Raw genomic sequence first — 16,977 nt, forward strand, 5'->3', positions numbered from 1 at the left:
CATATTTTGTAAGTGGATAGGTCCTTTCAGGGGAAAATGAGAAAGAATATAAGCACTTGAATAGTCGAACAATCGAGATGGCGATTCATCTCCCACCTACTCATTTTTCATTCCTTGAGGTGGGAGTCTTCAAAACTATTATACTTCATCAGCCTTAATCGTCCATATCACTTGATTACTACTTCCTCCTGCAATATTACCTGGGTCTTTTCGAAAATAATACTCATCAGCATTATATACAAATGTAACCAGTTGACCTGACATTTCTTCTCCCGGTGCTATAACTCCAGACATTTTTTCGATACTATCAACATGCTCCGATGCATCTGAGAAACCACTTCCATCAAGATAATCTGTTACTTCAAGTGAATATAGCAAATCTTCTACTTTCTGTTCTCCCCCACTTGTGTTTTTAACAGTAAGATCTAATACGATGAATCTATCTAACTCTGAAGATTGGCCATCAATGTCATCCTCTAGTTTTGCTGATACTAATGTAACTTCATACGTTCCTAACGTAGTATCAAACGTTCCCGTATCACCAATTCCTAAATTCAGCTGGTCTTCCACCTCATTAGCGTCATTTGATTGAGTTTCAGTATCATCATCTATTTCGGAATTATCTTCTATCGAGTTATTAGCAGAATTCGTTTCCTCAGATTCTTTCTTACTATCTTTCGTATCACTACATGCTACTAGTAATAAAGAGATTGTAAGTAAAATTAGACTTAACCACTTTGTTTTTTTCATATGGATCCACCTTCTTTTTCACTACCATTTCATTCTATTCATTCCAAAATTAATTTAGAAACAGTAATTTCCTTATCTCAAGAATAGGGAATGATTTTATAAAATTCTTCCACCTGAATAGCCAAGCTTTTACATCGCACCTTGTATAATATGATGGATAACGTATTTCTTCTAAAGCTCAACTATTCTGCTTCTTCTGCAGTAAAATGCCAAGTCAGTTTATTTAAATAATCCCGATTATATCCGAAATACAGAATATAGCTATCCGCACGTCTATCTGCGGTTATAAGCATGTTTCCGGTTAATTCTTCTCCCGGTTCAATCGGACCTAAATCAAAGAATGCATCTTCAAAGATTTTAATTCTGTCTCCAATACCGATTAAATCATTTCGATGGGTAACTTGATTATTTTGGATTTGAGCTAAGTTATTCCCATCAACTAGTACTGGGTACTCGAGTCCAGACTTAGAAATTCCAATTTCACCATGGTTTTTAACAGTAAAGTTTGCGACAACATACACTCGTTCAGGATTCGCATTATTGGCAGCTGCATCACCTTCAATTTCATCTACCACTTCCACCGAATTTAACGTGATTTCTAGGATATTCTTATTGCCAAAATCTACTGTATAGCCTGTATCCCCAATAGATAATTCATATTGATCTTTGATTTCAATAGGATTAGTATCTGCATTTTCAATTAACTCTTTTGGAACAGGTACACTTGCACTTTCACTTCCACATGCCACTAATAACCCTAAAATGATTGCCAACAAGGAAAACAAGGTTAACATTTTTATTTTCATCCGCTACTTAACACCCTATCTATTAGATTTTTGAGTAAAGCTTTGAACTAGCTTAAAAACAATGTATTATGTACTGCTGTATAGTCATTCATCCCAATGACTATACAGCTAACATACACAAATTAGATTTTCTATTAGAGACTATCTTGCCTCATCTGGTTTAATTGTCCATATAACCTGATTACTACTCCCTCCTCCTATATTACCGCTATCCTTTTTAAAATAATATTCATCACCAGCATAAACATCCGTAATAAACTCTCCTGTTTTTTCTTCACCCGGAGCCAGTTTACCAGTAAACTTTTCTATACTCTCAAAATCCTCCGCTCCATCATATGAGTTAGAACCTTTCTTTTTATGTGAAACTCCCATTGAATGCATAACCTCTTCAATAAGAATTTCATTTTCGCCTATATTTTTAATCGTAATTTCTAGTAAAATAAATTCATCTAGTAATGTTTCTTCTCCTTCAAATTCAGTACCTAGCAACTTTGCACTATTTAACGTCATTTCGTATCTACCTAGGGTTGTATGAAACACACCCGTATCACCTACAGTTAAATCCAATTGGTCTTCTACCTCAACACTAAAACGGCCATTCGACGATTTATCACCTGGACTTGCATCACCATTTGTTTCGTTATTATCTTGCTGATTATCATTTAATTCCTCATTACTACATGCTGTTAGCAATAACATAGTTGACATTATGAACATCAACATAAATAGTAGCTTTTTCATTAGCGAACACCTCTGTTTTTATTAATGGCTGTAGCTGCACTTTAAGCTAAAACATAAGTCGGACTTTCTTTTAAATCCGTATCTGTTTCATTATCAAGAATTCTTTTCTTACTATCTTTAGTATCACTACATGATTAAAGGAATAAAGAAATTGTAGGTAAAATAAGACTTAACTACTTTTTTCAGAAGGACACTCCTTCTTATTTTTTCACATTTAGCTATTAAATTTCCTTTTGTTCACCGTTTGCATAAAAAAAGCACCCTATAATTTGGTGCACTATAATGTAAGTCACTAGTCCTCTATCCCAAATCCCTTTCTCTGACTCTTTTAGGCAACTTCTTCTTCACTAGTTTCAAGTACTTCTTGTTCCTCGCGCCACTTTATCATGCATGAACTTAATAACATCACTATAAATGGATAATAAACTAAGTTTAATACGATTTGAGTGATTAATTGTGCAGCAAAGGAATTCGTAATATTAAATACCTGTGCCGTAATAAAAAGACCAACCACCATTTCAAGTACACCTGATATGACAATTAACAGGAGAATTTTCCAAAAATGTCTTTTACCTAGCCTTATGCCTTCCTTGAAAGCTTTCCATACCGATTTTTTATCAAAAACACTAATATATGGTATAGGTAAAGTTAATGCTAATATTACAAAACCCGGAATGACGAATAAAGAAAAGCCGATAATAGCTACAAAGGATACTATAGTTGCGAATATAAATACTGTAAATCCAATGACAACTAATTGATAAATAGAATCAAGAAAGCTTTTTTCGTTATCATGGTACTCGTTATAGATAAATCGTATATATGGAATTTGCGCAAAAATAAATAATAAAATTGTAAGTAATCCATAATATATATCTGCAAAGGAATATACGGGATCATTACTCGGTGTTATTAAATAAATATAATTCGTAGAAAAAGAATGTATAAGCAGTAGGGGAAGTGTAGTAAAAAGCATAAAAAGTAAAATTCTTTCAAAACGACCTGTATAAATTTCCCATGTATATCTAAATGGATTTTCCATAATTTACTCCTCTGAATTTAAAAAATATAGTTTATTCATACTCGAGATAGACTGGTGTATTTTTTGTCCAAATTAAGGATATAAAATCAATTACTGGTCCTGCAGATTCTTGATATAATTTCTCTGTCATGCCTGACATGAAACTATCATAAGAAGTTTCCGTAGTTTCATTAGCCGCCTTTATAATTATTCTATTGTCTTCTATATTAAGGGTTGCACCGTCAAGAACCCCACCATTTTTCTCGATAGTTAAAATAGCCATTTGAATCGTTGCATTATGAATTTCATTATTTCCTACAAGTAATTCTTCTACTATCTCTTGCAGCAATCCTTCATTTGTAAGAGCTTCCTCTAATACTAAATCTAAAGCTTGCAATTTCTTTTCTTGATTCGACCAATTATAATAACTTAAGCCAGTTAAACTACTCATTTTATCTTCTATTATTTCCTCAAACTCCGAAAAGAACTTATAAACTTCCAATTTCTCATAATAATCTTCTAACTTATCTTCATATTCATCAAAAGCCTCGTCATCAGCATCATCATCTGGTTGTGTTGGTGGAGTTGGCTGAGGATAAGAATAACTCGTGATCGTATTACGCACTTCTTCATAGAACGCACTACTTGCTGCTAAACTTGCTTGAGATACAGTTGTATTAGATTTCTCTTTAGTTACCAAAACAGAACTTAGATTGATTACAAAGACAAATAACACCATCATTATTCCTAACATACCTAATACGAATAAGGCCATATTCCCTCGTTCATCACGACTAAACTCTATTAATCTTTTCATTCTATAACCCTGCCATATGCTGAAACATTATATGGAATAGTTGGTACAGCCCCGCCAAAAAAATCTGGTATAAACACTAATCTAATATTAACTGCAATTTCCGCTGTAAATTCTTTATCAAAGATTTGTGGCTCCCTGGTGTAGTTATTTAAAGTAACATAATCACCTGTAGAATTGATAATGTTACTAGCGGCATCACGTGCTTCACCTATTTCTTTCGTTACAGAATAAACTTGAGCATATTCATTAACAGCAGACTTCGCTACTACAACTGCATTGACCCCTACAATAAATTGCCAAATGATAACTAATAATAATAATGCTATAGGGACAATACCTAAAAATTCAATTGTGGCACTGCCATCTTCATTTTTCTTGACCTTTTTAAGCCATTTCATAAGGCATATCCTCCAAAAACAACTTTCAATTGTTTAACGAAACATTATACTTCTCTGCTAATTCCCGTAATTTATTATCTGCTTCTTGACCATATTGTGCTGTTTCTAATAACTTCTCATCAGATTGCTGTAGTAATTCAGTTACTTCTTCCTCTTCTTCCTCATTTACAGTTTTTTCAAGAGCTTGATATTGTAAATTAAACGCCTCTTCCCATGCTGATAATTGGTTAAGTCTGAGATTATGAAGTTCTTTAACTGCCTCAGACTCTGGATTCTGTGATTCAATATGTTCTTTTATCGAAGAAATTAATGGTAGTACATTTTTAGTTTGTAAATCTAAAGTCTCTTCCGGAGTTTCCGTTGCGAAAGATTTTTGCACTTCAATATCTACCTGACTAGCTAAGCTATTTACATTCTCGACATAATCATTATGGTAAGCAGCTAATTCTTCAGCTTCTGGAGAGGTATTACAAGCTACTAAAAAAGTTAATAACACTAATATTACTATTAATAGAATTCTTTTAATCATTCTATAACTCCTTTATTATTGATAAATAAAATAAATTACACATGAATTTTCCTTCATGGATATCGAATTATATTACTTAAATATACATAACGATCTGATAAACCTTTTTTAAACTTAGTAGTCCAATAATTAAAGTACTCCTCTTTAGAATATGTAGACATATCTATGCTATCTGTTAAGTTGTCTAAAGAATTTCTTAGTTGATGTTCAGCAATCTTACTAGTCATATTATATAAAGTCTTTGGATCTCGAAAATTAAAAAAAGGCTTTAACTCTACATTATTTTGGTTTTCATATACCACATCAAAATCATGTCTATACTTATAACTATCATATAATTGCTCATATTGAATCCATCCCGGAGCTGGCACCATATTTAAAATTTCATCAATTTCACTATCCACAAAATAACTTCTAGCTAGTATTCTTTTAGCAATTGAAGTAACTTCCTCCCTCAAAGCTAACATTTCTTGTTGTAAGTGCAGATTCTTTTCTATTATCTTGAGTGAACGTTCATAGATTGCTAATAAGTCGGTCTTTAATACTCCTGAGTTTAAAATATTCCTTAAATAGTCTCTTATTTCCTCATATACACTGAAGTCTAACTCTGCTCTTCCTTTTGTATTGTTCTCTACTCTATCAAAAGCTATAGAAAAATAAACCAGTGGCTTTATAGCCTTTAATGCATCTTCCTCTTGCATAGTATCAGGTGTTATTATGGCTATATTCTTTAAATCTTTTGAGAGCTTCCCTAGATAATTTGCTAAAAAATACCTACTATTATTAATTAAATACGGGAATCCTTCTATTGTCACGTCCTCATTCCATTTTTTATGCTTCTTACCTAACTTAAGAATTTGATTTCCATCTATTTGCTTCATTTGAATCATCCTAATTATATTTTCTTGGTAACAGAATAGACCCAAATCTCTATTCTGTTACCTCATGAATTTAAGAGAACCAACCTTTTATGGTACTTCCCAGTTTCTTAGCGCCATCAGCAATTGCCTTACCAGTTTTCTTACCAAAATTACTTATCTTATCCCAATTTTTAGTAACAAGTTGTGTTCCTTTTGATATTACAAACAATCCTCCACCAACAGCCAATAAACCCGCTCCAAGTGCCTGCCCTCCTGGTATTGCAGCCGTAACACCACCTACACTCATTATGGTCTCACCAAGATTAGCCCCTATATCTGCAATTGCTACTGTTCGCTCAGCTCCATTTGTAGTATTCTGCCATGTGTTAATAGCTTTTCCAACACTTTCACCTGTTTTGTAAGCTGAAATTCCAGCATTTACTCCAGAAGCAATAACATTAAGCTTCGATATTGCCCCCATGGAACCCCAAGTACTAGAAATGTTAGCAATATCCGTCTTATTAAAAACTGTACTTGCAGAGTCTTTTATTAAACTTCCAAACTGTGAAAGTTTGGAGGCGGATGCATAGTGATAAGCATTACCTGTATTAGCTACTGTATTTATATTAAATACAGATTGCCTTAATCCATCTAATGTATTATAGCTATCATAGACAGACTTAGATTTATCACCAATATCATAAAGATCAACCGCAATATGATCCCCTAGGTTAAACTTTATACTATCAATTAATGCCCCTGTTAAGAAACTTGTGCTGGGACCGTTTGGGAAGTTTTTATCCATGTCAACTGCAGCATTCACCATATAATCCCAAACAAATTTAGTATTTTTAAAATCATCCGTATCATAAAAAGGTGTATTTAAATTTACTGGATTATTGGGCGCTTGTGGACCACTAGTAGTATCAGAATTGGTTTCATTGCCTCGAAAAGGATCCGAAATAAAACCATTATTTAGCCAAGGATTCCCTTGTATACCGTTCTGGTTCCAGCCATTATTCGACCATGGATTTCCTTGTATACCATTTTGGTTCCAACCAGTCTCTCCCCATGGAGTGCCATTAAAGTTATTACCTGCCCAACCAGAATTCAACCATGGATTTCCATTAAAACCATACATACTCCAGCTCGAGTTTGACCATGGGTTTCCTTGAAAGCTTGAATTGCTCCAACCTGAATTAGTCCAGGAATTTCCTTGAAATGATGAACCATCCCATCCCTGGTTAGTCCAAGAATTACCGTTGAAGCCTGGTGAATCCCAGCTATTTTGGCTCCACGATTGTGTTGTCCAGCTATTACCATTCCAGTCAGACTGGTTCCAGCTATCTCCATTCCAACTATTACCATTCCAGGAGTTTCCTGACCAATCTAAACTACTACCATCCCAAGAATCTCCACTCCACGGACTTCCTTCCCAAGGATCTCCGGACCAGGAACTAATTGCATAGGCTGTCGGGGTCATAACCGGTAGGAACGTAATAATAATAATTCCTAATAAGGCAAAGAATTTTTTATACAATCGGGACAATGATATCACCCCCATTCATTCTTTAGTCCATAGACTAAATTAATCTTCTGTTCCTTCATTATACTTTTCGTCAATTGATTTTTTTAGTTCTTCTATTCTTTCAGTGCTTATATCTTTTAATTCATTTTTCACTTCATCTTGACCTTCTCTAATTATTTTTCGAACATCATCTCTGATACTGCGCAAATAATTCATTTGGTCTAAAGTAATAATTTCTTCATTTTTTAATAATCGCGCAGCTCTGGCAATATTATTCGACTGTCTTGTTTCCTTATGTCCCCATTCGTTACCAATTTTTAATATGTCAAAATTGTTCTCTACCCGAATTGCGTTCACATCTCTGAGGGCCTCTTTTTTCCAGCGTTCCCAGGCTTTTAGAACCTCTTCCGCTCGTTTAAATTCTTCCTCTAGTTCACTTTGATCATTAGCAGTCGAGAATATTCCTCCAGAAATGTCTGCCATTGCCTTTAATTGAGCTTGGGCTTGATTATCAACATTAAAGCCTATAATATTTATAATCGGTTTCGCGTTCGAATCCGAAAGTGACTTTGCAACTGCAACTGGATCTCCATCACAAGTTTCGACTCCATCACTTACTACGTATATAAGATTCGTATTATTTTCCGTATCGAACTGCGATAATGATTCTTCGGCTTGTTTTAATGCATCTGCAAGTGGTGTCCACCCTGCAGGCTCTATTTCATCAAGTTCTTTTTGAAATGCTGTTTCTTCGTATGGAGCATACCCATAAACCTGCTCAATTGTACTACATGAAAGTTCCTTATCACTATTTGAACCTGTTCCCTTATGTCCGTAGACACGAAGAGAGACATTAGCTTCACCTGGGACTTGTTTCATGAACTCATTTATCGTTTCCTTGGCTATCTGCATCATCGTTTTATTACCTATATATGCTCCCATGCTTCCACTACCATCAAGCAATACTTCCACATTATAATTTTCTTTAAAATGAAAACGTGAATCAGGTAAGTCAGGATCTCCAAATGATCCGAATTCCCATTTTTTTATAGTATCTTTTGGATCCGGGAAATCTTCTGCAACTAGGGCATATATATATTTAAAATAATCATTCAATTGATCCTCAGATGCATCTTCTGGAAGAGGATCTAATATATTTAAGTCTTCAAGAACTTGATCAACTACACTCTCATCTCGTACATCCATTCCTGCATATTTCCCTGCTTTTTGATGAATTATATCTGAAACAGTACGAGGCACCTCATCCAAATTGGATAGAAGTTCTTGAGAGTCAGTTTCATTTTCTTGATCGCTATCCTCTTCTTCAACGACCGTAGTCTCCTGATTGTCAGTTTCCGGAGGCTCTATTGGTTTTACATCTTCCTGTTCATCTTTATTATCCTTATTACAACCTGTAGCCATTATAAGTGTTACTAGAAGCGTTAGGATTACTAAAGAATTACGTTTCATATGAATTCTCCTAATTAAACATGATTACTAATTCCTATAACTAATAAAAAAATTATCTATTGTAAAAATAAATTAGTTTCCACCAATAGTATCAATAAAGTCGGAAAACTTTTCTTTAACAGTATCACCGATACCACTATCTCCACTAAACGCTTGCGAAATTACTCCCACTACAATAACTACTACTGCAGCTATCCCTAGCCATTCTAAGGTTTGTGATCCTTTTTCTTCCTCTTTCCATTCATTAATCTTGTTCATTGACTTAATAAAAAATCCATTTAATTTTTTCATTTTTCTTCCTCCTTAGTTATTAAAAAATTGAAAATAAACTATTGTCACCCATTAACATATTCATGATCATTAATCCGGCAATCATCAATATGGATACTGGGGCAATTAAAAAAGTTGTAACGAGTGTTACTTTTGGAGAAGCTTTCGCAGCTAACTCCTTTACCTTTTCTTGACGAATCTGCCTCATATCTTCAGCTTGTATTCTAAATGTTGTAGCAATTGGCACTCCTAAACTCATACCTTGAATTAATGCTTTAATTAAGGATTGAAATTCAGGATTATCATTACGTCTTAACAATTCTCGATACGCTCTTTCTCTTGGCACCCCAAGGTCTATTTCGTTATTAAACCGTGAAAATTCTTCACGAATTGGACCTTCGAAGTGTCTTATCACCTCCCGTAAAGCATGATCTAAGCTTACTCCTGCCTGAACACTAGTACTTACTGTATCTAAGAAGTCCGGCAGTTCCTTTCTAATAAGTTCTTGACGTTTTTTTGCTTCCCTTCTAACTAGAATAATTGGTAGGAAATATCCTAATATAGGAGAAAACGCCAAAAAATATTGAGAAAAGGGAAATCCAATGATAAGTGTTAAAATACCAACTAAAAGTCCTACAAGAAATAATAAAATCTTTAATCCTTGAAATCGCTGTACAGTTAGTTTAAGTGGGTTACCTGATTTTCTTAACCACTCTTCAACGTTGTGATTCTCACTAAAAAAGTTCACTCGCTGTCCTAGCTCTGAAAAGTCATCTGCGTACTTTGTCATTTTTACAAATAAATCTGCTCTTCTATTCTTCTTCTTCTCTTTTTTTTCAAAGATATCTATTTTCGTTACATCTGAAAGATGATCTAGTCTTTTTTTCTTCTCTTGTAGGAACGTCCAGTAGTGCTTTAAAAATAGTACGACACTAAACCAAAATCCGATAATTGATAAAATAATTAATGCATCCATAAGCTACACCTTTATATCCGTTATTTTTCGAATAATTAAAAAAGATAAGATGATAGCACTTAAGAATAAAATCAGAATAATCACACCAAAACCAGAAAATAACGGCTCGATAAACCCATCTATGACATTATTCATGACTAGCAAAAGAAATATAGGTAATACTGGTACTATAAATGAAATGTATTTTTGTTCAGCTGTCATTGTTTTAATCGTTTGAGACAATATCTTACGATCCTCAAACGTGTTGGCCATAGTCTCTAATGTCACAGCTAAATTCCCACCTGTTTTCTTTTGGATTAATAAAGTTGCTATGAATAAATTAAAATCTCTAGATTTATTTCTTTTTTGAATTGACCTAAAAGCCGATTCTAACGGGACTCCTAATTTCAATTCATTAGCTATCCTTCTAAACTCTTCTCCGGCAGGGCCGGTAACCTCTCTAGAAACGATTTCAATACCTTGATTGATAGTTAGTCCAGAACGTGCTGCATTCGCTAGTAACCTACAAACCTCTGATAGTTGTTCATTAAATCGATTTTCATAATTGTTTTTACGGATAACAAACAATAGAAAATGAGTCACAATCATAAGTCCTACAGATAAGATAAGGCTAAACCGAAGTGGCATTTTAAATATCATATTTGTAAGAACAAATATAATTAAAGCACCTACCACTAACACCCCAATATATTCTGAAGGGAGGAGTTTCAAATTTGCATTTTGCAACTTATTCTTTAGCCCTTTAGTACTTTCTCTATTATCAAATTTCTCTCCTATTTTACTTATAAAACTTTTTCTATCTTCCTCTGGGAACCACTTCTTAACCTTAAGATTCCATTCTTTTTTTTGGCTTCGATAACCAAGATAGTAATAAAATCCAATTAGTACGAAAAGCACTGCGAAACTATAAAGTATAGATACGGTTAAGTCCATCTGTAATCTCCCCTTTAGGCTCAAAAAACGATCGATCAAAATTAAATCCAAAAACTTCAAGATGATTTAAACATTTGGGGATTACACCGGTTGGAGTGAAATATCCATGGATACCCCCTTCATCATCGACTCCAGTTCTCTTGAAAAAGAATATATCTTTCACTTCAATTCTATTTTGTTTGTTGACAGATACTTCGGCTATGTTCAATAGTTTTCTTGTTCCATCGGTTAAACGTTGAACTTGAACAATGTAGTCTATTGCTCCAACTATATATTCGCGGATGATATGAGTTGGTAAATCCATACCAGCCATGACAACCATTCCTTCAACACGGTTTATAGCATCAGCTGGTGTATTGGAATGGACAGTCGTTAGTGATCCTTCATGTCCAGTGTTCATTGCTTGTAACATGTCAAATGCTTCTGCACCACGAACCTCACCCACAATAATTCTGTCTGGTCGCATACGCAACGCATTCTTCACTAATTGTCTAATGGATATTTCACCTGTTCCTTCTACATTTGGTGGTCTTGCCTCTAATCCGACTGCATTTTTACGATCTAATCGTAATTCAGCTGAATCCTCAATGGTTATAATACGTTCACCATACGGTATTTCTTTAGCCAAAGCATTTAGAAGGGTTGTTTTACCACTCCCTGTACCACCAGATATTAAAATGTTTTGCTTTGTTTTTACTAACGCTTGTAAAAATTGCTCCATATCACTAGTAAAGGTTCCATAGTTTCTAAGGTCTCTCATTTCGAAAGGAGTCTTGCGAAATTTACGAATTGAAATTAATGTCCCACCTAAACTTATTGGAGAAATAACAGCATTGACACGACTACCATCTGGTAATCTAGCATCCACCATTGGTGAACTTTCATCAATACGTCTCCCTAGTGGTGCTACTACCCGATCAACAATATGCCTTACATGCGCCTCATCTTTAAAAGAGATATTAACTTGTTCAAGCTTCCCTTTTTTTTCGATGTATATTTCTTGAGGACCATTGACAAGTATTTCAGTAATATCATCATCCTGTAATAAAGGCTCTAAAGGACCAAATCCAACACTTTCATCAATAAGTTTAGAAAGTAGTACCTCTTTCTCATTTCTAGGGATAACTACTTTTTCTTCGGTCATGAATTGATTGATATAACGTTCTATTTTAAGTTTCTTTTCTCTTTCTTCCAGAGTTGTAATTTGTTCTAAGTTTACCTCTGTTAAAAGTCTTGTTTTGTAATGTTCTACTAATTCATCTATATAAGTATTATTTACATTGAATTCCTTCTGTTGAACATCATGGTTATTACGGTTATTCTTTTGGAATAGAGCCACACACTCACCCCTTATTAGTCCTAACTAGTTTGTGAATTGTGTTACTTTAGCATAGATTTAACCCACTTCTGTACATCTTTTGCAATTATCGGTAACTTTTTGTCTTTAAGCTCCTTCCTTAGAGGCAGCCCTTGGTTTACAAACGACTGAACACCTTTTAAGTCTCTTCTAACCTTAGCTGCTACTGGATAACTGATAAAACGTTCTATATCCTTCTGGTTTAACTCGTTATCTTTTCCTGAGAAATTAATTAGTAACTCTACTTTCTCTTTTGTAACTAGTCCTAGTTGTTGTAATAGATCTTCAACACTCTTTAGTACACGTATAGCGACAGTATCGTAACTCATCACGTAATAAATTTTTTCAGACTCCTCGATAGCGGTATAAACTCTTTCGTCCATCCACGTAGGCACATCAATAATAATAAAATCATAACTGCGTCTACTAGCTCGAATTAACCTTAAAACAAAGTCTTCGTCAATACGTTCAGCTATAGCAGCATCACGAGGGCTTACTAATACTTCAAGTCCTGAATGCGGTTCTTTCTCTGCAACATTTCTAATATGATATTCATTTAATTCTTGTATTACAGGAAACAAGTCAATTAATGACCGGTTACTATCTATACCTAAGAAAGTCTCGGCACCACCATATTGAAGATTTAAATCAATAAAAAGAACTTTTGCAGTTGACTCAATTTTCAACGTTTGTGCGAACGCCGTACTTAATAGAGATTTACCCGCTCCACCTTTGCCACTATAGAAGGTAAATACTTTTCCACTTCCACGCTTAAAACCATCTGTAGGGATTGAATCACTATTAAATAACTTTGACTCAGTTATTTCTCGAATCCTGTCTTCTAGTAACCACTCTTCTTCAGGTAAAATTAAATACTCCATAACCCCAACTCGATTTAAATCGCGGAGTAATTCAAAATTTTGAATATCACTGACATAAATTACAAATGCTCCTGGATAGTGAGATAATATAGTTTGAGCTACATCCAAAGGAGAATTTTTTTCTGTTCTTAACATTAGAACAATTTGAACTGAAAACTTCTTAATTTCTTCAATATCTAATTTTTGAATATTAAACTCTTGCCCTAATTGACTAACTACTGAAGAAAATAGTTCTTCATTATCTCCTATTATGTAAATTTCATTTATTCTTTTCATGTAAATCCTCCAATAAATAGCATCATCATGAGATAATAATGGAAATCATTCTTCACTCTTCGAATTATTCTCATCGGGGTTATCTACTTTCTGCTCCATTTCATTTTCAAGCTGTTCGGCTTCTTCTTCACTAGCATCAGATTCAACTGACGGATTACCATGTTCAGGCATTTGGCCTACATTAGCCCGGATAACACGTACCGTTTCTGCATAATGAAGCATGTGAATAAGATCTGTTACATCATCAAAATCCACTTCTACTTGTACGCCATTAAACTCAGACTTTTCTCCCGCGGTTGCAATTCGAGCTACCTTTAAATCAGTCATGAAAACCTCAGTTACTTTTTCTCCATCTACTTCTCTCGAAACAATAATATCCACTCGGTCCATATCAGATAATCTTTCATCAAAATAAACTCTCTCTGACTGCAGAATACTTATTAAACGATTATCTTCTTCTGTAACAGCTGATGCCTCTTTCAGCATATTCTTCGTGATTATTTGTCCTTTAGAAAGAGGAACTAATGAAACCGAATTAATAAATTCCTCTTCACTAGTTATATATTCACTTCGTTCAAACTTGGCAGGTATCTCTGTAGTAGTTACGTCATTTGGAGTAATAATTGCCCTTGAATAGATATCTCCATTTGCAACATAGATACTAACCATCTCTCCTAAATCCTCATTAAGTTCTTTGACTTTTTGCAAAACAAAATAACCAGATAAAGCTGCCAGTAAAATTGCTATAACAAAAAATATAATTGCTCTACGCTTAGACTCTAACAACCTCTAATACCTCATTTCTTGTTATGTAAAATTTTATCTTTGGATAATATATACATAAATAATTACATATAGGTTTCAAATGTCAATTCCACAAATTTCCAATTCCGTTGTTGGTTAGTACTATATGATTACCGTACTTTTTTCCTATATCTATAAATATTGTTTTCATAAAATATATGACTAGTAGTTTCGCCTCATATTTTTGTCGAATTTTAATGGTTTTTGCCAAATAAAATATTTTTTTGGGACATTTTAATCATTTTCATAAAACTTAATAAACCTTTTACAAAAATAATCCAATTGTAATACTGATCAGATTCAAACTTATTATAGATTTATTAAAGTAGTGATTATATGTATTGTATGGAAGAGATAAAACCGTATGAAGTATTTATTAAAACCTTTCGGGAAAGTTCAACCTAAATAATCTATGGGAGTTTACGTAATTAACTTCATAGACAAAAAGCTTCCTTCAGGCTTTTATAGGCCTGAAGGAAGCTTTTTTAAAGACTTAATTAATTTCATAATTTGTCTTATCTGCTCGTATAGAAGTTGATCTGCCATATGGATTGATTCTGCTATTGTTAAAGGTTTATTGCCAATCGAAAAACATGCTGAAAAATCATAGCAAAGCTTTTCAATATCCCCACTCAATCCTCCTGATACTAAAATAACAGGTATGTTATACTTTTTAGTTACAGAAGCTATATATCCAGGTGCTTTACCGTATAATGTTTGTTCATCACTTTGGCCTTCACCTGTGATTACGAGATCTGCTTTAGCAATAGCATCCTCTACTTGCATAGTTTCTGCTACTAGCCTTGCACCAGAAACTAGTTCACCACCTATGGACAAAAATGCAAAACCTAATCCGCCAGAAGCACCTGCTCCAGACGCATCACTATACGATTTCCCAATCGCCTTTTCAATTAAATTGGAGAATCTTTTCACAGACGTATCATAATATTCTAATCGGTCTTCAGTTAACCCTTTCTGTGGACCATATACAAAAGTAGCCCCACGTTCCCCCAATAAGGGATTATCAACGTCACTTGCAACTTTTATAGACACATTCCTAACCTGTTGGTTTAAATTGGATAAATCTACCGAGGCTTTATAGGAGTCTGGTGCAACTACAATATTCATTTTTCAACTCCTTTAACCCAACCTTCTTTTCTTAATTTGCTTCTTTATCTACTATATATTTACTTTTATTAAATAGTAAGCAAAATCCACGTTTATTAGATTAATGATTCTTTTTTGAATAGCTCAGAAATTCCTCGTAAAAGCAGTATGCTATATGCATTTCTACCACTCTAACTACTTACTATTAACTTCCTCATTTTCAACTAAATGAATATGTTGATTACCATGAAAGACTTCTAATACAGTCTCATAAGCCGGATACTTAGTTTCAAAAATCGACTTAAGAAATGCTCGATTATCATAGGGAACTTCCTTGATGTGAACATTCACTTGACCATTTTCTCCTATTTCTATCGTTCCGTACGGTGCTAAGGGCTTATGACTACACCCAAGTGGACCTGGATTTAAATACATCCTACTTTTCGAGCTAAAATGATGGATCGTATGATGATGCCCAAAATATACAAGGTCAACATCTGTATTTTCATAGATTTTCTCCAAGCTAGAAACTGTAGGATCCGTATCCAATGGTAAGAACCGATTATTACGATCTAAATGGTAGTGTAAAAACAATACCTTCTTACCAGCGATTTCTGTTGTTATTTGCTTCGGAATATTTGCTAAGCGTTCCACATACGCTTCATCGAGATTTTTGGCAATCCATTCGTGGTGCATTTGGACAATTCCTTGACTATGTGAAGATTTACCTAAAATGATATTAAAAACAGATTGTTCATGATTCCCCATCACAAAAGAAATATTTTTCTCAGAAAATAATAACTCCAACACCTGATTCGTCTCATGTCCAATGGCAATCATATCCCCTAAACAGTAAATCTGGCCGATATCTTTGTCTTTTTTAATATCTTCTAATACCGCCTTCAGTGCTGCACTATTTCCGTGTATATCTGTTATAATAGCAAACTTCTCTCCCATTTTATCCCCTACTTTATCCTATCTAATGCTTTGCGGACTTCCTTCGATGCTCGTAATACTCCCAAAACTTTTAGTGATCTAATAGACTTCCGAACTAAATCCTCATCTACGTCATCGGCAAAAGCTAACATGCCAATCACTTTTATATCAAGTACTTTTCCTTTGGCAACTACTTCTTCTAAATCTTTACGTGAATAATAGAGGGCACCTAATACCTTATCGGTCGTCAACTTATTTACCTCTTCAGCATGTTCAGATAACTGATTACGAATAGCGCTTTTAATGAAATCTGTCCTGTTAGAAAAAAATCCTTGTTCCACTAGTAAGTCAATCTTCCCAAGGTCCACTACATTTAAATTGACGGTCACTTTTTCAGTATCAGCCAATTTCACCACTCCTAAAATTTGTTTTTATAAGTATACCACGCACTCCCTTACCCATCTATACAGACGAGTGAAATAATTAGATTTTTATAAAAATTATCAACACATATCAT

At 34.2% G+C, this 16,977-nt stretch carries 19 protein-coding genes; all 19 read right to left on the reverse strand.

Annotated features, from left to right (window positions below):
- Positions 1-138: 138 nt before the first annotated feature.
- Complete coding sequence (locus MKY78_RS01725; RefSeq protein WP_339215716.1) at positions 139-750, reverse strand: hypothetical protein; 612 nt, start codon at positions 748-750, stop codon at positions 139-141.
- Between the two features lie 182 nt (positions 751-932).
- A complete protein-coding gene (locus MKY78_RS01730; RefSeq protein WP_339215718.1) occupies positions 933-1,556 on the reverse strand; it encodes a hypothetical protein in 624 nt (207 codons plus the stop codon).
- Positions 1,557-1,697: 141 nt separating this feature from the next.
- Complete coding sequence (locus MKY78_RS01735) at positions 1,698-2,297, reverse strand: hypothetical protein (protein WP_339215720.1); 600 nt, start codon at positions 2,295-2,297, stop codon at positions 1,698-1,700.
- A 328-nt stretch (positions 2,298-2,625) separates the two neighbouring features.
- Positions 2,626-3,339 (reverse strand): hypothetical protein, encoded by a 714-nt coding sequence (locus MKY78_RS01740; RefSeq protein WP_339215721.1) that lies wholly within the window; start codon positions 3,337-3,339, stop codon positions 2,626-2,628.
- Between the two features lie 31 nt (positions 3,340-3,370).
- On the reverse strand, positions 3,371-4,135 hold the full coding sequence (locus MKY78_RS01745) for a pilus assembly protein TadG-related protein (protein WP_339215722.1): 765 nt from the start codon (positions 4,133-4,135) through the stop codon (positions 3,371-3,373).
- The gene (locus MKY78_RS01750; protein WP_339215723.1) at positions 4,132-4,533 is read right to left on the reverse strand and encodes a TadE family protein; all 402 of its coding nucleotides are present in this window, start codon (positions 4,531-4,533) and stop codon (positions 4,132-4,134) included. The genes MKY78_RS01745 and MKY78_RS01750 overlap by 4 nt, the downstream gene beginning before the upstream one ends.
- Before the next feature lie 25 nt (positions 4,534-4,558).
- The gene (locus MKY78_RS01755; RefSeq protein ID WP_339215724.1) at positions 4,559-5,062 is read right to left on the reverse strand and encodes a hypothetical protein; all 504 of its coding nucleotides are present in this window, start codon (positions 5,060-5,062) and stop codon (positions 4,559-4,561) included.
- A 53-nt stretch (positions 5,063-5,115) separates the two neighbouring features.
- On the reverse strand, positions 5,116-5,943 hold the full coding sequence (locus MKY78_RS01760; protein ID WP_339215725.1) for a hypothetical protein: 828 nt from the start codon (positions 5,941-5,943) through the stop codon (positions 5,116-5,118).
- Between the two features lie 70 nt (positions 5,944-6,013).
- Complete coding sequence (locus MKY78_RS01765) at positions 6,014-7,471, reverse strand: hypothetical protein (protein ID WP_339215727.1); 1,458 nt, start codon at positions 7,469-7,471, stop codon at positions 6,014-6,016.
- Positions 7,472-7,510: 39 nt separating this feature from the next.
- Entirely contained in the window at positions 7,511-8,920 is a 1,410-nt protein-coding gene (locus MKY78_RS01770; protein ID WP_339215728.1) for a VWA domain-containing protein, read from the reverse strand.
- A 72-nt stretch (positions 8,921-8,992) separates the two neighbouring features.
- Complete coding sequence (locus tag MKY78_RS01775) at positions 8,993-9,211, reverse strand: hypothetical protein (RefSeq protein WP_339215729.1); 219 nt, start codon at positions 9,209-9,211, stop codon at positions 8,993-8,995.
- 19 nt (positions 9,212-9,230) lie between these two features.
- Complete coding sequence (locus MKY78_RS01780) at positions 9,231-10,166, reverse strand: type II secretion system F family protein (RefSeq protein ID WP_339215730.1); 936 nt, start codon at positions 10,164-10,166, stop codon at positions 9,231-9,233.
- Between the two features lie 3 nt (positions 10,167-10,169).
- Positions 10,170-11,099 (reverse strand): type II secretion system F family protein, encoded by a 930-nt coding sequence (locus MKY78_RS01785; RefSeq protein WP_339215731.1) that lies wholly within the window; start codon positions 11,097-11,099, stop codon positions 10,170-10,172.
- On the reverse strand, positions 11,071-12,438 hold the full coding sequence (locus MKY78_RS01790; RefSeq protein WP_339215732.1) for a CpaF family protein: 1,368 nt from the start codon (positions 12,436-12,438) through the stop codon (positions 11,071-11,073). The genes MKY78_RS01785 and MKY78_RS01790 overlap by 29 nt, the downstream gene beginning before the upstream one ends.
- Positions 12,439-12,479: 41 nt before the next feature.
- On the reverse strand, positions 12,480-13,613 hold the full coding sequence (locus MKY78_RS01795) for an AAA family ATPase (protein ID WP_339215734.1): 1,134 nt from the start codon (positions 13,611-13,613) through the stop codon (positions 12,480-12,482).
- Positions 13,614-13,658: 45 nt separating this feature from the next.
- A complete protein-coding gene (locus MKY78_RS01800) occupies positions 13,659-14,399 on the reverse strand; it encodes an SAF domain-containing protein (protein WP_339215736.1) in 741 nt (246 codons plus the stop codon).
- A gap of 480 nt (positions 14,400-14,879) precedes the next feature.
- On the reverse strand, positions 14,880-15,545 hold the full coding sequence (locus tag MKY78_RS01805; RefSeq protein WP_339215738.1) for a glycerate kinase: 666 nt from the start codon (positions 15,543-15,545) through the stop codon (positions 14,880-14,882).
- Positions 15,546-15,719: 174 nt separating this feature from the next.
- Positions 15,720-16,481, reverse strand: a complete 762-nt coding sequence (locus MKY78_RS01810; protein ID WP_339215740.1) for a metallophosphoesterase family protein — start codon at positions 16,479-16,481, stop codon at positions 15,720-15,722.
- Positions 16,482-16,489: 8 nt separating this feature from the next.
- Positions 16,490-16,867 carry a CopG family transcriptional regulator gene (locus MKY78_RS01815; protein WP_222619034.1) on the reverse strand — a complete coding sequence of 126 codons (378 nt, stop codon included), beginning with the start codon at positions 16,865-16,867 and terminating at the stop codon, positions 16,490-16,492.
- Positions 16,868-16,977: the final 110 nt, after the last annotated feature.

The sequence above is a fragment of the Ornithinibacillus sp. FSL M8-0202 genome, from assembly GCF_037975285.1.
GTDB lineage: Bacteria > Bacillota > Bacilli > Bacillales > Amphibacillaceae > Ornithinibacillus > Ornithinibacillus massiliensis.